This is a genomic window from Bartonella sp. OD88NMGDW (assembly GCF_042193775.1).
Lineage (GTDB): Bacteria > Pseudomonadota > Alphaproteobacteria > Rhizobiales > Rhizobiaceae > Bartonella > Bartonella grahamii.
In genome coordinates this window covers 102852-126433 of the sequence record NZ_JBHIMA010000002.1, presented here as the reverse complement: position 1 = coordinate 126433, position 23582 = coordinate 102852, and the positions used below count along the sequence as shown (strand labels likewise).

The window sequence follows — 23582 nt, the reverse complement described above, 5'->3', positions numbered from 1 at the left end:
ATTATTGTATTTGTCTCATAATTGAACAGGTATAGTTTTGATTGTTGAAGTTTAGAAAATCTGCCTATGTGTTTTAAGAGCAAAGAAAAGAATGTGGCAATATATGCACAAAAATTTGTTTCTGCTACACGGAAGGAGGTTGTAATGGGATTTTTTAATTTTATTAAAACTGTAGGGGAAAAGTTAGGTATTGGGGACCATGAACCAAAAGAAAAAGATTTTAAGACGGCATTTGATCATTTTCAACTCGGTACAGAAAAAGTAAATATTCAAGTTGAAGACGGTAAAGCTATTTTAAGCGGTGAAGTTCCAGACAGGGAAACACTTGAAAAAGCACTGCTAGTTGTTGGCAATTCACAAGGTATCTCTTCTGTAGATGTTGATCAATTAAAGGTTATAGATACAACGCCTAGAAAACCTTCTCGCTTTTATGAGGTTAAATCTGGTGATAATCTTTGGAAAATTGCTGAAGAGGTTTATGGAAAAGGGCAAGGTAATAAAAACACTTTTATTTTTGAAGCCAATAAGCCAATGCTAAAATCTCCCGATAAAATTTATCCTGGACAAGTTTTACGTATTCCTGAAATTGACTATAGTTAATTCATCAAAGGGGATAATTTTTTACTGATGGCATTAAACAAAAAATAAAGAAGCGTGCAAAAGTTTCACGCTTCTTTATTTTAAAAGTGTGTATTATAAAAAAGGAATTTAGTGACCAGGAGAGGATTTAGAAGGTGATGGTGTTTTCATAGCGTTTACAGAGAAATCAACATCAATCGTTCCTGCTTTCTCAAATGTCAATTTTGCGCTAATTTTATCACCTAACTTGAATGGTTGTGAAAGCCCCATAAACATAATATGATCGCCGCCAGGCTTAAGCGTAATTTCGCCATTTCCCGGAATTTCAATGCCATTGTGCATTTTTTCCATTTTCATAATATCATTAACGACAGCCATAGAGTGTATCTCTGTTTTTTTTACTCCGTTTGTGGAAATAGAAACCAAACGGTCTGGGGTATTACTGTGATTAATAATGTAGAGATAACCGCTACCAACTCTTATACCTCTAGGTGTTTCGCGTGTCCAAGGATTGAGAATTTCTATGTCGCCAAGTTGATATTGCTGAGCACCTGCAGGCAGGGTTATACCAGCAAAGAGAAGAGCACACACGATATTTATGATAACCTTTTTGTATGGATATTGTGTATTTATTATATTCTTAAAGATAAGATTTGTTATTTTCTTAATAATAGATGTCATCATTGATTTACCCTCCTTCATAAGGTTCACACTTTGAATAACTTTTTATTTTAGCAGAGCTTTTATTTAAAATAAAAGAAAGAAATGCTAAAATGAAATTGATTTGAATATGAGAATAAAAATCATAGAATTCTTTGATTTTAAAGGAAGATAATAAGGTTTACAATGACAACACACCTCTTAACGCTTCCGTGTTCATCTCATAATAGTGTTTGTAAATGGTATAAAATCTATGATGCACTACTATTTTACTTAATAAAGATATAACACAGAACAATCATCAACCACTTTACCAATTTTTAATATTACGACAGCTCTTGGTATCTTAAAGCGTTTATACAGAGACATTTTTATATATTTTCAAAATTCAAAATTATACAGTTAAGAAAAAACGCTTTAGGTGGGTTTAAAGCACATCTTTCAAATAGCAGTAAACAATGAGACCGTTAAAAGGAGAATTTTTGAAAGGAGATCGATAAATAATATCTCTACTGATATGAGCATTAGATATGATGACTATTTTAGTCCAAGGAAAATTTATAATATTCGTGATATAAATTATTCGCCTTTTAAAAAGCTTTTACGTGAGTATCTTTTGTTAATGATGAGAAAATTAAGAGCGAGAGTGTAATCATTCTTTTGTTTTTTAATTTTTATAGAAAGATATATTTATTGAAAATTGCAAGAAAAATATATTATGATCTCAAGTCTCTCATAAATATGGTATTTATGGGTCATTAGAGCGCCTATTTTAAAATAAATTTTTTATTTTGGAGATGTTTCTCTCATTATTCTCTTGTAGCAATAAAAGCCTGTTCTTATATACGAGGCAGCAAGGCTTATTGCGACTTGCAATTTAATTATTTTATGTTGCTTAAAGCAATATATGGGCTTTGAGTGTTATGAGGAGCTGTCTTAAAAAGATGCTTTATGAAGGTTGAGGTAGCTTGCTGAATGGAGATTATAATATGGCAAAAGTAATTGGTATTGATTTGGGGACAACGAACTCTTGTGTGGCTGTTATGGATGGCAAAAACGCAAAGGTTATCGAGAACTCAGAAGGAGCACGAACAACACCTTCCGTTGTTGCCTTTACTGATGGGGGAGAGCGGCTTGTTGGACAGCCTGCTAAACGGCAGGCGGTAACAAATCCTGAAGGGACAGTTTTTGCAGTTAAACGTTTGATAGGGCGTCGTTTTGATGATCCTATGGTTGAAAAAGATAAAGCACTTGTGCCTTATAAAATTGTTAAAGGTGACAATGGTGATGCATGGGTTGAAGAAGCGGGTAAGAAATATTCTCCATCGCAAATTTCAGCTATGATTTTGCAAAAGATGAAGGAAACAGCTGAATCTTATCTGGGTGAAAAAGTTGAACAAGCGGTTATTACTGTTCCTGCTTATTTTAATGATGCGCAACGTCAAGCGACTAAAGATGCGGGTAAAATTGCTGGACTTGAAGTTTTACGGATTATTAATGAGCCAACTGCTGCTGCTTTAGCTTACGGTTTGGATAAAAAAGACGGAAAAACAATTGCTGTTTACGACCTTGGTGGTGGTACATTTGATATTTCAGTACTTGAAATTGGAGATGGCGTTTTTGAAGTTAAATCAACCAATGGAGATACGTTTTTAGGGGGTGAAGACTTTGACATGCGTTTGGTTGGTTATTTTGCAGATGAATTCAAAAAAGAGCAAGGAATTGATCTGAAAAATGATAAGCTCGCTTTACAGCGCTTAAAAGAAGCGGCAGAAAAAGCAAAAATTGAGCTTTCTTCGTCACAGCAAACAGAAATCAATTTACCATTTATCACGGCAGATCAATCAGGTCCCAAGCACTTAACAATGAAATTGACTCGGGCAAAATTTGAATCTCTGGTTGACGATTTAGTGCAGCGCACCATCGAGCCTTGTAAAGCTGCGTTAAAAGATGCTGGATTAAAGGCCGGTGAGATTGACGAAGTTGTTTTAGTGGGTGGTATGACACGTATGCCCAAGATTCAGCAAGTCGTGCAAAGCTTCTTTGGTAAGGATCCACACAAAGGCGTTAATCCTGATGAAGTTGTTGCAATGGGTGCTGCCATTCAAGGGGGTGTATTGCAAGGCGATGTCAAAGACGTGTTGCTTCTAGATGTAACACCTTTATCCTTGGGGATCGAAACCTTGGGTGGTGTTTTTACACGTCTCATTGAGCGCAATACCACTATCCCAACGAAAAAATCGCAAGTTTTTTCAACAGCTGATGATAACCAGAGTGCTGTGACTATTCGTGTTTTCCAAGGTGAACGGGAAATGGCGAGCGATAATAAGTTATTGGCTCAATTTGATCTTGTTGGGATTCCTCCAGCACCACGCGGTATACCTCAAATTGAAGTTACTTTTGATATTGATGCGAATGGTATTGTTAATGTTTCGGCCAAAGATAAGGGAACTGGTAAAGAGCATCAAATTCGTATTCAGGCATCAGGTGGTTTAAGTGATGCTGATATTGAAAAAATGGTACAGGATGCGGAAGAGCATGCAGCTGAGGATAAAAAGCGCCGTGAAGGTGTTGAAGCTAGAAATCAAGCCGAAGCTCTTATTCATTCAACTGAAAAGTCACTCAATGAATATGGCGATAAAGTATCAGCTGAAGAAAAAGGACAGATTGAAACAGCAATATCTGATTTGAAATCTGCGCTTGAAGGCAGTGATACTGAAGAAGTAACAACAAAGATGCAAAAATTAGCTGAAGTCAGTATGAAGCTTGGACAGGCTATGTATGAAGCTTCACAAGCAGCGAGCGCTGACACTGAAACAGAAGCAAAGAATGACGATGTTGTTGATGCTGATTTTGAAGAAGTTAATGATAAGAAGAAATAGTGTCAGCATATGTGTTGATTAATTTATAAACCCGGCCTTTGAAATATAAGGCTGGGCTTTATTATTTGAGTGAGTTGCAACTTTGTTGCTAAAAATATAAATTAAAAGCAATCTTATCCATAAAGATGGATGACAGAGAAATTATCAGGAATACATGATGAAGGTTGACTATTATGAAATTCTTGGCGTGACTCGTGAATGTGATGATAAAAAGTTGAAATCTGCTTTTCGTAAGTTGGCAATGCAATATCATCCTGATCGCAACGCCGGGGATAAAGAGGCAGAGCGAAAATTCAAAGAAATTGGCGAAGCCTATGAAGTCCTTAAAGATCCCCAAAAGCGTGCTGCTTATGATCGATTTGGTCATGCGGCTTTTCAAAATAGCGGTAGTCAAGGAGGAGCAAATCCCTTTGGAGGTTTTGCTGCTGGTGGTGGCTTTGCTGATATTTTTGAAGATTTTTTTGGCGAAATTATGGGAGGTGCGCACCGTAAGCGTGGTGATGGTCGCGAACGTGGTGCAGATCTGAGTTATAATATGGAAATAACCTTAGAAGAGGTATTTTCAGGAAAAACTGCAGAAATTACTATTCCCAGTTCCGTTACGTGCGATGTTTGTGAAGGATCAGGAGCGAGAAAGGGCTCTAAGCCGCAAGTTTGTGGAACATGTCATGGATCTGGTCGTGTGCGTGCTGCACAAGGTTTCTTTTCTATTGAGCGAACATGTCCTTCATGTCATGGACGTGGTGAAACTATTACAGATCCATGCCCAAAATGTCAGGGGACACGACGCATAGAGAAAAAACGTTCATTGAGCGTGAATGTTCCCGCTGGTATTGAAGATGGAACGCGTATTCGCCTTTCTGGTGAGGGTGATGCTGGTATTCGTGGTGGCCCCAATGGTGATCTTTATATTTTTCTTTCCGTTAAACCGCATGAATTTTTTCAGCGAGAAGGAGCAGATCTTCACTGTCGCGTTCCCATTTCAATGGTAACAGCTGCTTTAGGAGGAGAGTTTGAAGTTTCCGATCTTGATGGTGTTAAAGCGCGTGTTAAAATCCCAGAAGGGACACAAAATGGACGTCAATTCCGCCTTAAGGGTAAGGGTATGCCCATGTTGCGTCGGCAGCAAGCAAGGGGTGACCTTTACATCCATATCACGATTGAGACACCACAAAAATTAACGCAAGAACAACGTGAACTATTGCAAAAATTTGAAAAACTTTCAAATCATGAGAATTCACCGCAATCACATGGCTTTTTTTCACGTATGAAAGAATTTTTTGAAAATATTTCTGGTTAAATATGTGAATGTTCTCAGAATAGATTAGAAAAAACTTTTGGAAGGTTATTTTAATTAAGCTTTCTATAGTCTTATCATCTGTGAAAAGCATTTTTTTCTTGAAAAGAAAAGAGAGAAACGATTAATTTAGGGTAAGTGCCTGCCGCTGATAGTTTTTTACATTTCACGAGTTTTATGGATAAGTCTTATTTTTGAGTATCTATGATATTTTAAAAAGGACTTATCCATACAAGAAGAACGCAATTGAGTGACTAATTTCCAGTGTCATGATAACTGCCTTTATGCATTCGGCATTTTTTGTATTTATTGTTTTACTCAAAATGCCTTTTTAAAAGCCCTATGCTAAAACTGTCAAATAGGTAGTAGCCTACCAAAAAGTAGCTAAATAAGCTGTTAGACAATCCATTTTTTTCAAATAAAATATCAACTCCTCATAACCAATTTTATTTTTGGCATTTTTGATAGTCTTAAAAATTGCTTGGATAAGGTTACAGTGCTAAGTCAACCTATTTCTTATCTTGGTGATCTGTTAATTTTATTATTATAAGAAAATTTTGTTTTTATCTTACAAAATCAATGGTTGTATATATTCTTATTCATTGTTAAGTATCCATAAGCGTAAACTAACGAGTCGAATGTACGGCATAGCTTAAAATTTTTTCAGAACTTTGCTTTTCAATTTTATACATAAAATCATAAAATAATGACGTTTTGTACGCCTGTTTTGTTTAATTTTTCGCTGTCAATTTTTTGAGGAAGTTGTTTTCTTGTTTCATTTCGTTATTACTTTTCCTAAATTCCACTAAGAGATGGTAAAAAGTGATGAGGAGGCTCTATTAATGGATGATGCTAAAAACGGTGCTGTAGATGTTTTAGAAAAACAAGCAGCATTTCTATCGTCTGCTTTACCATATATGCAAAAATACGAAAATGAAACGGTTGTGATAAAATATGGCGGTCATGCTATGGGTGATCCTGCCTTGGGGCGAGCATTTGCGCGTGATATTGCTCTATTAAAGCAATCGGGGATTAACCCTGTTGTTGTTCATGGTGGAGGACCTCAAATTGCTGAAATTTTGATGAAAATGGGGATTGAATCACGATTTGAAAACGGTTTACGGGTAACCGACGAGCGGATCGTTGAAGTCGTTGAAATGGTTTTGGCCGGTTCCATAAACAAAGAAATTGTCGCTCTCATCAATGCAGAGGGTGAATGGGCAATAGGATTATGTGGCAAGGACGGCAATATGGTTTTTGCCGAAAAGGCTTATAAAACTGTCATTGATCCTGATTCGAATATTGAACGTGTTTTAGATTTGGGATTTGTTGGTGAGCCTATTGAAGTTGATCGCACATTGCTGGATCTTTTAGCATGTTCTGAAATGATACCAGTTCTTGCTCCTGTGGCTCCAGGACGCGATGGAAAAACCTATAATATTAATGCTGATATTTTTGCTGGAGCTATTGCTGGTGCATTAGAAGCTAAACGCCTTTTATTTCTCACTGATGTTCCTGGTGTTTTGGATAAACAGGGCCAACTTTTAAAAGAATTGACAGTTTCTGAAGCAGAGAAACTTATCAAAAATGGGACAATTTCAGGAGGCATGATTCCAAAAGTAGAGACTTGTATAAAAGCCCTTCAAAATGGTGTGGAAGGTGTTGTCATTTTAAATGGTAAAACTCCTCATTCTGTTTTACTAGAACTGTTTACCGAACAGGGAGTTGGAACGCTTATTGTTTCATAAATTGTGCGGAAAATTGGAGGAGAAAGCCTTTCATGACAAATATAAAACAGCTTAAATATCCTTTATTAAGTAAGCCAGAATTAGCAATATTTGTTGCAACAATATTGTGGGGTATTACATTTTTAGTCATTCATATCGCGGTACGCTATAGTGGTCCCCTGTTTTTTGTTGGATTTCGTTTTATTGTTGCATCTCTTATATGTGGAGCAATTTTTTGGCGCTCTATAAAAGGTATAACGGTTTATGAAGTTTTCGCTGGGATGGCGATTGGTTTAGCCATGTTTTTAGGTTATGCTTTTCAAGCAGCTGGACTTCAAACGATTATTAGTAGTCAGTCGGCTTTTATTACAGCGCTTTATGTACCTATGGTTCCAATCTTGCAATGGATTGTTTTTAAAAAACCTCCCCGTTTTGCTTGTTGGGTTGGTATTGTTTTCGCTTTTATCGGGCTTGTACTTATTTCAGGACAAAAGCCGGGAAATTTTGATTTTTCAAAAGGCGAAATTTTGACTTTGTTAGGTGCTTTAGCGATTGCTGGAGAAGTCATACTCATCGGAATTTTTGCCAATAAGGTTGATAGTCGGCGTGTGACCATTATTCAGTTATTTTTTAGTGGTTTTTTTTCATTTGCTTGTATGCCTTTGATGGGTGAAAGCATCCCTGAATTTTCGTGGGTATGGTTTAATATTGGTATAGGATTGGCATTAATGAGTGCCATCATTCAATTAGCTATGAATTGGGCACAAAAGTCCATTTCCCCTACACGTGCGACACTCATTTACGCAGGTGAACCGGTATGGGCTGGTATTGTTGGGCGTTTGGCTGGAGAACATTTATCTCCCTTAGCTTTATTGGGCGGTTTGCTTATTCTGATTGGGATCATTGTGGCTGAATTACAACCTTCACAATGGCGTAAAAAAAATAAAGCAATTGAAAAAAATGATTAGCTATGCACCTTTTCTATTATGATTTTATTACATGAGATTTTTGCTTGCAAAGTTTTCATTTTTGAGGCTTTTTTTAATATGAAGATAAAGGAGGCTTTATAAGCTATTCCAGCTTTTGTATAGAAAATTGGAGCAATAATATTTATCTGTTTGCTTAACCTCTGAAACGGGAAGTCAACGTTCATTGAGTCAAAGCATGAAGTGGTAAAGACAAAAAACAGCTTTCATCTTTACGATCATGTTTAAATTTAGCTTTACAATTTTCAAAAACATCCATGGTAATGTTTTTGAATAATGAAAATTACGCACTGTCGCACTTTATTTCTTTTGTCCTTTAATCGAGTTATGCTTCTCACGTAAAATAGAACGCCTAAAGCAGCCTCCCATAATGTTGTATATTAACGCGTTTTTTAAAAAGACAATTTTCTTAATATACATCATATTCATTGACGGTCCGCGTGAAGTATAGAAAAACTACAGAGCATCATCGTTTTACTTAAATAAAAGGCACTAGCATTTTCTTTGTCAGTTCTCAATATTATGACAGCCTTTGGCATTTGAAAGAGAGAGAGGCATGTTTACTCATTTCTTAAACGTTTTTATCCATATACTAGCCCTGTTTTATAATGGGGAAGCACAAAATTTGATTGATTCACTATGAAAAGATTTAAAATGAGAAAGGCTCGCGATATTCATGTTATTTTATATAAGATTGCTAAAAAAAGCAGGTTATTGCGTATAAATAAAAAAGCATTTCTTGCGAATTTTATTGCAAGCTTAAGTGATATACACGCCCATCATATAAATATTATAACACATTGATTTATAATTATAATATAGAATTATTCACATTGAATTAGAACCCTGAATACCGTAAAATTTTCTCACTTCAAATCGTTTTCATATTAAATCAATCCAAATCTACTTGCTGACACGTTACAAGCAGGTAGTCCATGTGGGTAAAAACTGTACAAGAAAGGCATATCTCTTATAAACTTTTTCAAGTGTAAAGGATTGTTGCAACATTGGAGGCTGGCAAAATGTGTGATGGTATCGGTTTATCCAGCATATGAGTCATAAAATAAGATGTGAAAATATCATTTTAGCACCGTTGGATTTAATTTAGCAAATAAAAGCCTTATTTTTTAGGTTATGAAAAGTTGTGTTTTGAGAAGCTTTTTAGGTTTATATTCTTTTGATAGAAGCCGGAGCATAATTGGTCTTTGCGTTTTGTATTATTCTTTGCTAAATCGCCTTATATGACAATAGATCGTAATTATATTCGTAATTTTTCCATCGTGGCGCATATTGATCACGGCAAATCCACTTTAGCTGATCGTTTGATCCAAATAACAGGTGGACTTGATACACGTGAGATGAAAGAACAAGTACTCGATTCCATGGATATTGAGCGTGAACGTGGAATTACTATTAAAGCACAAACGGTACGTTTACACTATAAGGCAAAGAATGGTGAAACCTATATTTTAAATCTTATGGATACACCTGGTCATGTGGATTTTGCTTATGAGGTTTCGCGTTCATTGGCAGCTTGTGAAGGTTCTCTGTTGGTGGTAGATGCAAGCCAAGGTGTAGAGGCACAGACGTTAGCAAATGTTTATCAAGCGATTGATAATTCGCATGAATTGGTTGTTGTACTCAATAAAGTTGATCTTCCAGCAGCAGAACCTGAGCGTGTTAAAGAACAAATTGAAGATGTGATAGGCATTGATACATCTCAAGCAGTAGAAATATCAGCAAAAACAGGTTTGGGTGTTCCTGATGTTTTGGAGGCAATTGTTGCACAATTACCACCTCCCCATACAGGCGATGTTGCAAATCCCTTGAAAGCAATGTTGGTTGATAGCTGGTATGATGCATATCTTGGTGTCATTGTTTTGGTACGGGTGATAGATGGTATTTTAAAAAAAGGCCAAACCATTCGTATGATGGGTACAGGAGCAAAATATCCAGTTGAGCGCGTTGGGGTGTTTACACCTAAAATGGTACAGGTTGATGAGTTAGGACCAGGCGAGATTGGTTTTATCACTGCCTCTATCAAAGAGGTAGCAGATACACGGGTTGGGGATACGATTACTGAAGAGCGCCGTCCTTGTGAAAATGCTTTACCTGGTTTTAAGCCTGCGCAACCAGTTGTATTTTGTGGTCTTTTTCCAATAGATGCTGCCGATTTTGATGATTTGCGTGCAGCCATGGGCAAATTACGCTTAAATGATGCGAGTTTTTCTTTTGAAATGGAAACATCTGCGGCTTTGGGATTTGGTTTTCGCTGTGGCTTTTTGGGACTTCTTCATCTTGAAATTATTCAAGAGCGATTAGAGCGTGAGTTTAATTTGGATTTAATCGCGACAGCACCTTCGGTTGTTTATCGCATGAATATGAATGATGGTTCTGTTAAAGAGTTGCACAATCCAGCGGATATGCCTGATGTGGTTAAAATTTCTTCCATTGAAGAACCATGGATTCGGGCGACAATCATGACTCCTGATAATTATCTTGGGTCAATTTTAGAACTATGCCAAGAGCGGCGGGGGGTACAGGTTGGTTTGTCCTATGTTGGAACCCGTGCTATGATAACGTATGATTTACCACTGAATGAAGTTGTTTTTGATTTTTATGATCGGCTAAAGTCGATCTCAAAGGGTTATGCTTCTTTTGATTATCAGATGACCGATTATGCGGAGGGGGATTTAGTTAAAATGTCTATTTTGGTAAATGGAGAGTCTATAGATGCATTGTCTATGCTTGTGCACCGCACGATTGCAGAAAAGCGCGGGCGTTCCATGTGTGAAAAACTGAAAGATCTTATTCCCCAGCATATGTTTCAGATTCCAGTTCAAGCGGCTATTGGTGGTAAAGTTATAGCGCGTGAAACAATTCGTGCTTTGCGTAAAGATGTAACAGCGAAATGTTACGGGGGTGATGTCACGCGTAAGCGCAAACTTTTGGAAAAGCAAAAAGAAGGCAAAAAGCGGATGCGCCAATTTGGAAAAGTAGAAATTCCACAATCGGCATTTATTCAAGCGCTCAAAATGAACAAATAATGAAAAAAGGAGTATTGTCTCTCATTGATTGTGCTTTTGCTTTTGTCGATTGGTTCAGATGCTTAAAGAACACTTTTAAATAAAATTGCGCTGTGCTTCATATTTTTGTGTATTGCGTAATGGTGTCATGCTTCTCACGTAAAAAAGAATACTTTAAACGAAATACATTTATGTTGCATATTGGCGCGCTTGTTTTAGTGAATCATCACTCAATGTATCAACTTCATTTCGCAATGGGGGCTGTGAAAAATATAAAGTAAAATACACAGTGAATAATATAAAATCCCTTTGGCATCAGCGTCTTTACGCGTCATAAAGGTGCAAAGCGCACCTATAATACTCTTTTTCAGCTCAAAATATTATGGCAATCCTTATCACTTAAGAGAATTCATTAAAGATATTTTTACTCTTTACTTAAAGTGTTTCTTACCCACACACTAACTGCGTTTGTAACGTGCAAGGAAATGATAGTGATTGATTCACTATGAAAGGATTTGAAATGAGAGAATCCTTGTATTCGAGGTTATTATTCAAGTTAAAAAACGATGAAATATTATTATGAATTAATCTTGTGTCTAAGAACGTAAAAGATCATTAATGGATGTTTTTTCTCGTGTTTTTTGATCAACGCGTTTTACAATAACAGCACAATAAAGGTTTGGTCCTGCTTCACCATTTGGTAAAGGTTTTCCAGGGAAAGAACCTGGCACGACCACTGAATAGGCTGGTACTTCACCGATAAAAATTTCACCTGTTGTACGATCAATAATCTTTGTAGATTTTCCAATAAAGACTCCCATTCCCAAAACAGCACCTTCACGGATAATACAGCCTTCAACAATTTCAGAGCGAGCACCGATAAAGCAATGATCTTCAATGATTGTTGGGTTTGCTTGCAGTGGTTCCAAAACACCTCCAATACCAACACCGCCAGAAAGATGGACATGTTTACCAATTTGTGCACAAGAACCAACGGTGGTCCATGTATCAACCATTGTGCCCTCATCTACAAAAGCACCAAGATTAACAAAGGATGGCATCAATATAACGTTGGGTGCAATGTAAGCAGAATAGCGTACAATGGCTCCAGGAACGGAACGGAAATCAGCACTTTTAAAATCTGCTTCTTGCCAACCAGAGAATTTTGAAGGAACTTTATCCCACCAATGTGTTCCATTGATTCCACCAGTAATAAGTTGCATAGGATTAAGCCGAAAAGAGAGCAAAACCGCTTTTTTCAACCATTGATGAACATGCCATTGTCCATTTTTTTGTCGTTCTGCAACACGGATTTCACCTTTATCAAGAAGGTTCAATGCATGTTCGACACTCTCACGGATTTCGCCTTTTGTGGTAGTATTGACAGAATCGCGATCGTCAAAAGCTTGTTCGATAATCATTTCAAGTTGTGTGAGATGGGTCATGACGAGAGTTCCGTTAAACAAGTTGAAAGCTTCAAGGTTTATTCTCTATGAACTACGCGAAGAAATGTGTTCAGTCAATAAAACGATGAGGAAGTAGGACAGGTGCATGAAAAAAAGCTGTAAAGAAAAAAGAAAAGAGGAGCAAGAAAATTGGACACCACTTCTCCATACGAAGGATGCTCTACAAATACATAAAATCTCTAATTCAGCACAAATGCGTTCGTCTACTTATCGTTTAGCCTATATCGATCAAGATTTTATAATGCGTCCAGAGTTGCGCTCACAACGTATTGGTCTTGAATTTTTAAAGCCGGAAATAACCCTTAAAGAATATGACATTCAATCAACAGTTGTTTTTTTTGGTGGTTCGCGTATTCCTGAACCTGGGCAAGCAGCGTGGGCTGCAAAAAATGAAATACAAAAGAAAAATTTGCATGCTATGTCACATTATTACGATGAAGCAAGAGAGTTTGCGCGTTTGTGCTCACTTTATTCCGCTACGACAGAATATCGTGAATTTGTGGTTGTTACGGGGGGCGGACCAGGAATCATGGAGGCGGGAAATCGTGGTGCTTGTGATGTTGGTGCCCCAACGATTGGCTTGAATATTATTTTACCACATGAGCAAGAGCCTAATTCGTATGTGTCGCCGCATTTGTGTTTCAATTTTCATTATTTTGGGATGCGCAAAATGCATTTTTTATTACGAGCGAAAGCATTAGCTATTTTCCCTGGAGGATTTGGGACTCTGGATGAACTGTTTGAGACGTTAACTTTAGTACAGACGGGGCGTATGAAACAGGTACCAATTTTATTGTTTGGCAAAGAGTTCTGGAGCAATGCTATCAATTTTGAGTATCTGTCTGAACAAGGTACAATTTCTCCTACTGATGTTAATTATATGAAATTTGTCAATACAGCAGCAGAAGCTTTTGAAGAAATTCGTTCTTTTTATAAACTGCCTTGACGACTTTTAAGATGTCCACTCTTGAAGGATAATTAATACTCTACTTTGGTTAAATAAAGTCCTGAAGGAGGAGCAACAACACCACAACGTTTACGATCTTTAGCATGAAGAGCTGCTTCGAGATCTTGAGCTGTCCAACGTCCAATACCCACTTCCATGAGGCTTCCTGCGAATGAACGGATTTGATGATGAAGAAAAGAACGGGCTTGCGCATAAAGGAAAATTTCATCTCCTTCTCTTTGAATATCGAGGCGTTCAAGGGTGCGAATAGGGCTTTTGGCTTGGCAATGTGCTGAACGGAAAGTGGTAAAATCATGTTTTCCTACAAGCTTTTGAGCAGCTTCATGCATGGCTTCAGCATTAAGAGGCTTTGGCAACCACCACACGCGTTTGGCATTTAAGGCTGGTGGAGAGCGACGATTAAGTATTTTAAAAAGATAATGGCGTTTGGTTGCGGAAAATCGTGCATCAAAGTCATCAGGAACATTTTGTACGTTTAAGATTGAAATCGCTTCTCCCTGTTTACGTAAAAGAGCATTGAGCGCATCACGTACAGTATGGGGATGCCAGTTTTTTATGAAATCAACATGCGCAACTTGTCCCGTAGCGTGTACGCCCGCATCGGTTCTTCCTGCTGTTGTTATGGTCAATTGTTGTCCACTAAAGGAAAAGAGCGCCTGTTCAAGAGCTCCTTGTATAGTGAGAAGTTTTGCTTGACGCTGCCAACCAGCATAATTTGAGCCATCATATTCAAGAGTGAGTTTAAAACGTGGCATCTTAAAAAACAGCAGAAATATGAGCGCCTCGCAAAAAGGTTGCGCTATCAAGGACTTTACCACCCGATCTTTGGAGAGAGGTTATTTCTATCCGCCCTTGTCCACAATGGACAATCAAAGAATCTGGTTCTATTCGTCCAATTTCAAGAGAAGGACCTGTTGTTAAGCGACTATCAAGAATTTTTACACGTTCTTCTCGTCCCCCAATATTCATATTGCACCAGCAGCCAGGAGAAGAAGAGAGCGCACGGATATGCCTATGAATAAACTCTGCAGGTTTTGTCCAATTAATGCGGGTCTCTTCCTTTTTGATTTTGGCAGCATAGGTGATGCCTTCCTCTGATTGTGGGGTCAGTTTAAGTTGTCCTTTTTCAAGAGTTGATAGGGTTTCTACCATAAGTTCTGCGCCAATATGTGAAAGTTTGTTTAAAAGCTCAGCAGTGGTGGTGTTATCAGTAATGGGGATGGAGCGAGAAAGAGCGATAGGTCCCGTATCAAGTCCTTCATCCATTTTCATGATCATAATACCTGTTTCTTTATCACCAGCCATAATTGCTCGTTGAATAGGCGCAGCACCACGCCAACGTGGTAAGAGTGAAGCGTGGGCATTAAAACAACCAAAACGCAGCGTTTCGAGAATAGCTTTGGGTAAAAGGAGTCCATAAGCCACCACAATAGCAGCATCAACAGAAAGTGCTGCAAATTGCTCCTGTTGTTCGATTGTTTTGAGTGTTTGTGGCGTAAAGATGGGAATAGATTTTTCTTGCGCTGCACTTTGAACAGCTGAGGGGATTAATTTAAGTCCTCGACGTCCTGCTGGGCGAGGGGGTTGACTATAAACAGCAACAACATCATGACCTGCATCCAATAAAGCATGTAAAATAGGAACAGAAAAATCTGGAGTCCCCATAAAAGCTAATCGTAAAGCCATTACAAAACTGCTTCCTGCATGTTTTTTTCTTTTGCGCGTTTTTTAAATTTTCGTATCACCATATCGCGTTTGATCTTTGAAATGTAATCAATAAAAAGGCGCCCATCTAAATGATCAATTTCATGCTGCAAGCAAGTTGCTAAGAGATCGTCTGCTTCAATTTCTGTTTGTTTTCCTTCACGGTTCTGATAGCGAACACGAAGGCGTTTAGGACGTTCAACCTCTGCAAAATAGTCAGGAATAGAAAGACAACCTTCTTTGTAAATATTACGTTCATCTGAAAGCCATAAAATTTCAGGGTTGATAATAACAAATGGTTTTTTCTGCTCATCTTCAGAATTTCCAGAGACATCTATAACCAACATACGTAGCGGTATACCAATTTGAATAGCAGCAAGACCAACGCCTTTAGCATTATACATGGTTTCCAACATATCATCCGCAAGTTTTTGGAGAGCTGAATCGACCTGCTCAACAGGTCTGGACACTTCCCGTAAAATCGGATCAGGTAAAGTAACTAAAGATCTCATTGGCATAAGTAGAGATTAATCAATGGTTTGTTATTGGTCAATATTGAATAACGGATTCTTGCGTTTTTTTACAACAAGAGCGTTATATTACAATTTATGTTTGATTCGTTTTTTTCCATACTCGTTGGTGAGTTTTTTTCTAAACTAATGCTTTTGCTTTTATTTATATTTGTCTGTTTGGCATTTTTTATGTTGATACATTCTCATCGAAAAAAAGCATTTTTGGAAAATGAAATTGCTGAACGCGCACGTGAGGCACAAATGCAGATGGCTACCTTGCTGAAAACACAAGCTGAAATGCAAGGGCGAATGCAAACGATGGCGGAAATTTTTGGTCAACGGCAGGCTGAATTGAATAAATCACTCAGTGAGCAACTCAATGGGATGACAACAAGCTTAGGCCAAACACTTCAGGTACAGACCAAATCCACTTATGAAAATTTGAATCGTTTGCAAGAGCGTTTAGCAGTGATTGATGCGGCACAAAATAATATTCAATCTCTTACGGGACAAGTTGTTCAGTTGCAGTCCATTTTAAGCAATAAGCAGACACGTGGTACTTTTGGTCAGGGGCGGATGGAAGCAATTATTGCCGATGCCTTACCAACAAATGCTTATGCTTTTCAGGCTGTTCTTTCCAATGGAAAGCGCCCAGATTGTCTCATTCATATGCCCAATAAAGCCCCTTCTCTTGTTGTTGATGCTAAATTCCCTCTGGAGGCTTGGAATGCTATGCGTAAGGCAGAATCAGCGCAAGAGCGTCAAGAGGCAGAACGCCAATTTCGTACCGATATGGAAGTTCATATTCGTGATATTGCACAAAAATATTTGATTCCGGGAGAAACCCATGACACTGCTTTCCTTTTTGTGCCATCTGAATCGATTTTTGCAACAATTTATGAGGACTTTGAGGCATTGGTACAAAAATCCAATAGAGCCCATGTGATTATTGTTTCACCATCTTTGTTGATGCTTTCTGTCCAAGTGGTACAAACCATTATGAAAGATGCACGGATGCGTGAACAAGCACATTTAATTCAATCAGAAGTAGCAAAATTGATGGAAGATTTTGGACGAATGGATATACGTGTTCGTGCGTTACAGAAGCACTTTCACAAAGCAGGTGAAGATATAGAGGGAATTTTGATATCATCCTCCAAAATTATGAAACGGGCAAATCGCATTGAAACTGTCGAATTAAAAGAGAATCACTCTGAACAAACAAAAATAACAACATTGGCTCAGTCGCAAACATTGCGTTTTGCTGACGAGGAATAAAGCAAAGAAAGCTTTTTAAAATCACAAGTCAGATCATGTTCTTTATTGATTGGTAATACTTTTTTAGTATCTCTATCTTGTTTTATTTCTTAAACGAGAGGAATAGGAATATGCGACACCTTTTGTTTTTAGGGGCACTGGTGTTTCTGCTAGATGGGTGTGCAACGACCACTCCCACCCACACAAACAATGCTTGTGCTATTTTGGCACAAAAAAATGGTTTTTTTGACAATTGGGGTAAGGTGTCTCAAAGAGCGGAAATGCGCTATGGGATTCCTATGCCGATTATTCTTGCAACTATTAAGATGGAATCGAGCTTTCGTCACAATGCACGTCCTCCACGCAAGAAACTACTTGGTTTTATTCCATGGAAGCGTCGGTCGACAGCTTATGGTTATTCTCAAGCGCTTGACAGTACATGGGCAATGTATCTTCGCTCTACGGGCAGATCTTTTGCATGGCGTACGAATTTTGCAGATTCTGCTGATTTTGTTGCTTGGTACCATCGCCAAAGTGTTCAACGCAATGGGGTGAGATTTGATGATGCATATAGCCTTTATTTAAATTATCATATGGGACATGGTGCTTATGCGCGTGGCGGGCGTGTCACTGCTGCACTTTCACAGGCAGCACAGCGCATGGCAAGGATATCAAGGCTCTATGAACAGCAATTAAAGAGATGTGGATGGCATTAGGGAAGATTTTTGAAAATCTCAATTAGGGAATTGTTGCGGTAAAATTATTTGAGAGCCAAATTTCTTATGGCGTAATAAGGTTGTATCGTTTTTCTGATTGTTAAATGAAATAAATTGTTATTTTTTAGAATAAACCCAAGAGACAGAAAGCTTTTGCAATGCTCAATATATTTGACTGTACTCTCGATATTTTTACCTTCTTTGTTTAAAAAATTTACAATGGAAACTATATCCTATTTGGCTCAGGCATTTCGCACAGGTCTAAATATCAGAGATTATTAAAGAAAAATTTTAAAGTTTAATATCATTTTTTATTTTCATTATGCGTATTACTGGCTGATTATTACATGAATATTTTCTTTGTTAAGCGTATAAAATAGCAATCAAAAAAATGCAATTCGAGCATCATATTCAAAGTAAGAATCTCGAATGGCGTAGGGTTTTATCATTTCAGATCTCTTGAGATTAAATCAATAAAAACTATTGGCTTGCACATAACAAGCGTAATTGGCATGTGGATAAAAACTGTGAAAGAAAAGACTAAAAATGTTTTTTATGAACATTCTCAAATGTAAGAATTATCGGCAACATAGGGAATTAGCACATATAATGATGGCGCCACTTTGCTTTCACAACTCAACCTTGCTTGTGACGGGCAAGGAAACAAAATTAATTGATTCAATATGTTATTTAAGCGTGAATATACCTTAGTATTGAGCAGGTAGATGCTACTCAAGGTGGGCAATTTTTTAATTTGCAGGACATCTGACTAGGGTAAAAATACTCAAAAAAAGTTCTCATTCGCAATAACTGAGAAGTATATTTTAATATTTTATTCTCTCATCTCTGTTTAGGTACTTCGTACCTTTTAAAAAGATATAGATAACCAACATATTATGATTTTGTGGAAATATTGTGATAAAGGGAATTCAAAATTTGTCCTTTAAAACAAAGCGTAAGTTAAACAGCTCATCGTCTATTTCTATGCAAAGCATAAAAATTATCTACTTTTACAGTTACGACAGTAAAATTTTATAATCCAACAAATGATTAAAAATGTGTTATAATATCATAAAAATGCAAGGAACAGGCGCTATTGGAATGATGATTAAATAGCACATAGACCTTTTAAATTGATGCACACATTCTCTATTATAATTAACCCTTGATAGGATAGCTGGTCCTTTTGGTGGAGCTAAGCGGGATCGAACCGCTGACCTCTTGCATGCCATGCAAGCGCTCTCCCAGCTGAGCTATAGCCCCTACAAAAACAATCTTTCCCAAAAGGGAAGTATACAATTTCAGCTTTTCTAGAACGATCAAAATTGAAGATCAAGAAGAATTTACATTCAATGGAAAAGATATCCTCTTTTACTTCTCTTAAGCATCGTCATCATTAGAAACACCGCCTCCGAGAATATCAGTAACGTCATCATCTTCATCGTCATCATCATGAGATAAAAATGTATCATCGTCATCACCGAGATCTACATCACTATCTTCTAAATCAGGAAGATCGTCATCTTTAGAATCCTCATCATCCTCTTCAAGAAGCATAAAAGCAGATTTTTCAAGTGCTGTATCAAGCTCTTCAGCATCAACGTCTTCCTCATTGTTTGCTTCAGCTGCTGCAACTTCAAAGTAAGAACGCGGATAAGAAATTCCTGTATAGGGCGACACAATAGGATCGCGATTTAGATCGTAAAATTTTTTTCCCGTTTCTGGATCAACACGTTTAGTTCCAAGTTCTTGTTTTGCCATAAACCGTGCCTCTTTGATTAACTATTATTCCATTAAAAGATAAATTGTATGGTGCTTAATCGAAAAATAATGCCTTTGTCAAAGATAAATACACTGTTCCACAGTGATTTTTTCATGACGTCTTTTAAAGCATGTGCTAAAGGATGCACAATTTCATAAAAGTTAGATAGAATTAAATAGAATTTCCATGCAAAAAGCAATCCCTATAACCACCTATAAATCGAGTAGTCTCTCTGGAAAAATTAAAATACCAGGAGATAAATCAATCTCTCATCGCTCTCTTATATTGGGAGGATTAGCAAGTGGTGAGACACATATTCATGGATTACTTGAAAGCGCTGATGTACTCAATACAGCTGCTGCTATGCAAGCTATGGGTGCCTGTATTATTAAAAAAGATGGCTTCTGGACCATACGAGGAACAGGGAATGGTTGCCTTTTAGCTGCACAAAAACCTTTAGACTTTGGAAACGCTGGAACGGGTGCTCGTTTGGTTATGGGAATGGTTGGTCCATATCATATGAAAACAACCTTTATTGGTGATGCTTCTCTCTCTAAACGTCCAATGGGACGTATCCTTGATCCACTGCGTCTCATGGGGGTTGAAATTGAAGCAACGCACGACGATCACCTTCCTTTAACGCTTTATGGCCCGAAAATGGCTAATCCGATTCGTTACCGTGTTCCAATAGCTTCCTCTCAAATTAAATCAGCAGTCTTGCTTGCTGGACTCAATACCGCCGGCATTACAACTGTTATTGAACCAGTTCTGACACGAGATCATACGGAAAAAATGTTAAAAGCATTCGGTGCACAACTTGAAATAGAAAAAGATAATGAAGGTGCGCGTTTGATTCATCTTAACGGTCAACCCCATCTTATTGGGCAAACAATTCATATTCCGGGTGATCCTTCTTCTGCTGCTTTTCTAATTATCGCAGCCCTTCTTGTAGAAGACTCTGATATCACCATTGAAAATGTTTTGATAAATAACTCTCGAATGGGACTTATCGAAACATTGTGGGAAATGGGTGCTCAAATTGAATTTTTGAACCGACGTCAAACAGGTGGAGAGGATGTTGCTGATCTACGGATAAAATCATCGGTTCTTAGAGGCGTTACGGTGCCCAAAGAACGTGCTCCATCGATGATTGATGAATATCCTGCTTTGGCAGTAGCAGCAGCCTTTGCAGAAGGCAAAACAGTGATGTTAGGAATTGAAGAATTGCGTGTAAAGGAATCAGATCGACTGTCTGCTGTTGCTCAAGGATTAAAAATTAATTGCGTAGACTGTGAAGAAGGTCAAGATTTTCTTATTGTTTATGGGAAAGGTTCTGCCAAAGGTTTGGGTGGTGGACATGTCTCCACACATCTTGATCATCGAATTGCTATGTGTTTTCTCATTTTTGGGCTTGTATCAGAAAAACCTGTTACCATTGATGATAAACGAATGATCGCTACGAGCTTTCCAGAATTTATTCCTTTTATAAAACAACTTGGGGGGGAAATCGCTTGAAGCCTTTTGTTATTGCCATTGATGGACCTGCAGCCTCAGGCAAAGGAACCTTAGCACGCAAAATTGCTGTACATTATCGTCTTCGCTATCTCGATACTGGTCTTACTTATCGTAGTGTTGCTCATACGCTTTTACAACAAAATTTAGCTCTTAATGATGAAAAAAATGCTATTATTTATGCTAAAGAACTCGATTTTAACACCTTAAATCCTTCTCTTCTTTCTTCTCATGAACTTGGTGAAGCGGCTTCAAAAATAGCGATTAACCCTGCTGTACGCAAAATTCTTGTCGAAAAACAACGCAACTTTTCTAAAGTTTTACCCGGCTGTGTGCTTGATGGGCGTGATATCGGAACTATTGTTTGTCCTGATGCCGATATCAAGTTTTATGTTCTAGCCAATGTTCAAACACGCGCCAAACGTCGCTATCAGGAGATTTTAAAAAAAGGTGTTCAGGCAAATTATCATGAAATCCTAGCTCAACTTGAACAGCGCGACAGTCGCGATATAACGCGCAAACAAAGTCCACTAAAACCAGCAAAAAACGCCCACTTGCTTGATACGTCAGAATTGAGTATAGAAGCAACATTTGAAATTGCATGCAGTTTTATTGATCCAATCATAAAAATGCATATAATTGGATAAATTCGTTAAGGTAACTTCCAGCCTAGCGCTAACTTTTCTTCCTTTATTCAAGGAAAAAGGCTAGGAGTTGCTTATGTTAACACTAACCTAGCGCTCATACCTTATAATACAAGGTATATATTAGGAGTTCTTATGTCACAGTACAATCCCACAACAGCGGATTTTGAAGCCCTTTTAACAGAATCTTTTCAAACTAATGATCTTAATGAAGGATCTGTTGTTAAAGGTCGTGTTATTGCAATCGAAAAAGACATGGCCATTATTGATGCTGGTCTTAAAGTCGAAGGACGTATTCCTCTCAAAGAATTTGGAGCTAAAGCAAAAGACGGTTCTTTGCAAGTTGGCGATGAAGTTGAGGTTTACATTGAACGCATTGAAAATGCGATGGGTGAAGCTGTTTTATCGCGTGAAAAAGCACGGCGCGAAGAAAGTTGGGTCCGTTTAGAGGAAAAATTCAATGCTGGTGCGCGCGTTGATGGAGTGATCTTTAGCCAAGTAAAAGGTGGTTTTACAGTCGATCTTGATGGTGCCGTTGCTTTCTTGCCGCGCAGCCAAGTTGATATTCGTCCCATTCGCGATGTTTCACCTCTCATGCATAATTCACAGTCCTTTGAAATTTTGAAGATGGATCGTCGTCGTGGCAATATTGTGGTCTCACGTCGCACTGTTTTAGAAGAAAGTCGCGCTGAGCAACGTTCAGAAATTGTACAAAATCTTGAAGAAAACCAAATCGTTGAAGGTGTGGTGAAAAATATCACAGATTATGGTGCCTTTGTTGATCTTGGTGGGATTGATGGTCTCTTGCACGTTACAGATATGGCATGGCGGCGTGTTAATCACCCATCTGAAGTGCTCACAATTGGCCAAACGATTAAAGTGCAGATTATTCGCATTAATCAAGATACGCACCGTATTTCTCTTGGAATGAAACAGCTTGAAAGTGATCCTTGGGAAAGCATCAGTGTTCGGTATCCGATTGGTAAAAAAATTACGGGTGCTGTTACCAACATTACTGATTACGGTGGTTTTGTTGAAATTGAACCAGGAATTGAAGGGCTGATCCATGTTTCTGAAATGAGCTGGACGAAGAAAAATGTTCATCCTGGAAAAATTCTGTCTACATCACAAGAAGTAGAAGTGGTTGTTCTTGAGATTGATCCTTCTAAACGGCGTATTTCTCTTGGCTTAAAGCAAACATTTGAAAATCCATGGGAAGCTTTTGCCAATAAATTTCCTGTCAATTCGCAAATTGAAGGAGAGGTTAAAAATAAAACAGAATTTGGTCTGTTTATTGGGCTTGAAGGCGATGTTGACGGTATGGTTCATTTGTCTGATCTTGATTGGAACCGTCCTGGTGAACAAGTTATTGATACTTACAATAAAGGCGATATCGTTAAAGCTGTGGTCCTTGATGTTGACATTGAAAAAGAGCGCATTTCCCTTGGAATTAAGCAGCTTTCCAGTGATAAAGTTGGAGAAGCAGCTGCTTCTGGCGAATTGCGAAAAGGTGCTGTTGTAACATGCGAAGTGATTGCTGTTAACGACAATGACATTGGTGTGAAATTGATTGACCACAACCTTGAGACAACCATTCGACGCGCTGATCTCGCGCGTGATCGTGATGAGCAACGTCCTGAGCGTTTTGCAATTGGGCAAAAGGTTGATGCTCGCATTACAGCATTTGATAAAAAAACACGTAAAATTTCAGTATCGATTAAAGCTTTAGAAATTGCAGAGGAAAAAGAAGCTGTTGCACAATATGGTTCTACAGACTCAGGTGCTTCTCTTGGTGATATTCTTGGTGCAGCTTTGAAAAAACAAGAACAAGATTAATCATCAATCACTAAAGTTGACGGTGTTATTAAGGTCACTCATTTTAGGG

At 37.9% G+C, this 23582-nt stretch carries 18 protein-coding genes and 1 tRNA gene; 12 read left to right on the top strand and 7 right to left on the bottom strand.

What is annotated here, in order from left to right:
• Positions 1 to 144 precede the first annotated feature (144 nt).
• A complete protein-coding gene (gene lysM, locus ACFIJR_RS02175) occupies positions 145 to 600 on the top strand; it encodes a peptidoglycan-binding protein LysM (protein WP_375625471.1) in 456 nt (151 codons plus the stop codon).
• 108 nt (positions 601 to 708) lie between these two features.
• On the opposite strand, the gene ACFIJR_RS02170 is transcribed toward lysM, so the two are convergent.
• Positions 709 to 1263, bottom strand: a complete 555-nt coding sequence (locus tag ACFIJR_RS02170; RefSeq protein WP_375625470.1) for a copper chaperone PCu(A)C — start codon at positions 1261 to 1263, stop codon at positions 709 to 711.
• A gap of 965 nt (positions 1264 to 2228) precedes the next feature.
• Between ACFIJR_RS02170 and dnaK the strand changes: the two genes are divergently transcribed.
• The 5 genes from dnaK to lepA all read left to right on the top strand — a co-directional run bounded on the left by dnaK (position 2229) and on the right by lepA (position 11178).
• Positions 2229 to 4121, top strand: a complete 1893-nt coding sequence (gene dnaK, locus ACFIJR_RS02165) for a molecular chaperone DnaK (protein ID WP_273722421.1) — start codon at positions 2229 to 2231, stop codon at positions 4119 to 4121.
• Positions 4122 to 4278: 157 nt separating this feature from the next.
• Entirely contained in the window at positions 4279 to 5421 is a 1143-nt protein-coding gene (dnaJ, locus tag ACFIJR_RS02160) for a molecular chaperone DnaJ (RefSeq protein ID WP_375653523.1), read from the top strand.
• 839 nt (positions 5422 to 6260) lie between these two features.
• Positions 6261 to 7166 carry an acetylglutamate kinase gene (gene argB / locus ACFIJR_RS02155; RefSeq protein ID WP_375653409.1) on the top strand — a complete coding sequence of 302 codons (906 nt, stop codon included), beginning with the start codon at positions 6261 to 6263 and terminating at the stop codon, positions 7164 to 7166.
• Between the two features lie 32 nt (positions 7167 to 7198).
• Positions 7199 to 8113 carry a DMT family transporter gene (locus ACFIJR_RS02150; RefSeq protein ID WP_375625468.1) on the top strand — a complete coding sequence of 305 codons (915 nt, stop codon included), beginning with the start codon at positions 7199 to 7201 and terminating at the stop codon, positions 8111 to 8113.
• Between the two features lie 1259 nt (positions 8114 to 9372).
• Positions 9373 to 11178 (top strand): translation elongation factor 4, encoded by a 1806-nt coding sequence (lepA, locus tag ACFIJR_RS02145; RefSeq protein WP_375625555.1) that lies wholly within the window; start codon positions 9373 to 9375, stop codon positions 11176 to 11178.
• Positions 11179 to 11753: 575 nt separating this feature from the next.
• On the opposite strand, the gene dapD is transcribed toward lepA, so the two are convergent.
• Positions 11754 to 12602, bottom strand: a complete 849-nt coding sequence (gene dapD, locus ACFIJR_RS02140) for a 2,3,4,5-tetrahydropyridine-2,6-dicarboxylate N-succinyltransferase (protein WP_375653406.1) — start codon at positions 12600 to 12602, stop codon at positions 11754 to 11756.
• 106 nt (positions 12603 to 12708) lie between these two features.
• On the opposite strand from dapD, the gene ACFIJR_RS02135 reads away from it, so the two are divergent.
• Positions 12709 to 13569 carry an LOG family protein gene (locus ACFIJR_RS02135; protein ID WP_375653403.1) on the top strand — a complete coding sequence of 287 codons (861 nt, stop codon included), beginning with the start codon at positions 12709 to 12711 and terminating at the stop codon, positions 13567 to 13569.
• A 32-nt stretch (positions 13570 to 13601) separates the two neighbouring features.
• Here the strand turns inward: ACFIJR_RS02135 and truA are convergent, their stop codons facing one another.
• The 3 genes from truA to def are packed head-to-tail and all read right to left on the bottom strand — an operon-like array spanning position 13602 to position 15812.
• Entirely contained in the window at positions 13602 to 14345 is a 744-nt protein-coding gene (gene truA / locus ACFIJR_RS02130) for a tRNA pseudouridine(38-40) synthase TruA (RefSeq protein ID WP_375651645.1), read from the bottom strand.
• 1 nt (position 14346) lies between these two features.
• Positions 14347 to 15276: a methionyl-tRNA formyltransferase gene (gene fmt, locus ACFIJR_RS02125; protein ID WP_375653400.1), complete on the bottom strand. Its 930-nt coding sequence runs from the start codon at positions 15274 to 15276 to the stop codon at positions 14347 to 14349.
• Entirely contained in the window at positions 15276 to 15812 is a 537-nt protein-coding gene (gene def / locus ACFIJR_RS02120; RefSeq protein ID WP_375653397.1) for a peptide deformylase, read from the bottom strand. The genes fmt and def overlap by 1 nt, the downstream gene beginning before the upstream one ends.
• A gap of 90 nt (positions 15813 to 15902) precedes the next feature.
• On the opposite strand from def, the gene ACFIJR_RS02115 reads away from it, so the two are divergent.
• Positions 15903 to 17084 (top strand): DNA recombination protein RmuC, encoded by a 1182-nt coding sequence (locus tag ACFIJR_RS02115; protein WP_375653395.1) that lies wholly within the window; start codon positions 15903 to 15905, stop codon positions 17082 to 17084.
• A 110-nt stretch (positions 17085 to 17194) separates the two neighbouring features.
• Positions 17195 to 17779 carry a hypothetical protein gene (locus ACFIJR_RS02110; protein ID WP_375653393.1) on the top strand — a complete coding sequence of 195 codons (585 nt, stop codon included), beginning with the start codon at positions 17195 to 17197 and terminating at the stop codon, positions 17777 to 17779.
• A gap of 1187 nt (positions 17780 to 18966) precedes the next feature.
• Here ACFIJR_RS02110 and ACFIJR_RS02105 read toward each other — a convergent pair.
• Positions 18967 to 19042, bottom strand: a tRNA-Ala gene (locus ACFIJR_RS02105).
• A gap of 117 nt (positions 19043 to 19159) precedes the next feature.
• Complete coding sequence (locus ACFIJR_RS02100; protein ID WP_012754501.1) at positions 19160 to 19540, bottom strand: TIGR02300 family protein; 381 nt, start codon at positions 19538 to 19540, stop codon at positions 19160 to 19162.
• Between the two features lie 187 nt (positions 19541 to 19727).
• Here ACFIJR_RS02100 and aroA point away from each other — a divergent pair, with 187 nt between their 5' ends.
• The 3 genes from aroA to rpsA all read left to right on the top strand — a co-directional run bounded on the left by aroA (position 19728) and on the right by rpsA (position 23533).
• The gene (gene aroA, locus ACFIJR_RS02095) at positions 19728 to 21056 is read left to right on the top strand and encodes a 3-phosphoshikimate 1-carboxyvinyltransferase (RefSeq protein ID WP_375653390.1); all 1329 of its coding nucleotides are present in this window, start codon (positions 19728 to 19730) and stop codon (positions 21054 to 21056) included.
• Positions 21053 to 21700, top strand: coding sequence for a (d)CMP kinase (cmk, locus tag ACFIJR_RS02090; RefSeq protein ID WP_375651642.1), 648 nt, complete (start codon positions 21053 to 21055; stop codon positions 21698 to 21700). The genes aroA and cmk overlap by 4 nt, the downstream gene beginning before the upstream one ends.
• Positions 21701 to 21832: 132 nt before the next feature.
• Positions 21833 to 23533, top strand: coding sequence for a 30S ribosomal protein S1 (gene rpsA, locus ACFIJR_RS02085; protein WP_026500132.1), 1701 nt, complete (start codon positions 21833 to 21835; stop codon positions 23531 to 23533).
• Positions 23534 to 23582: the final 49 nt, after the last annotated feature.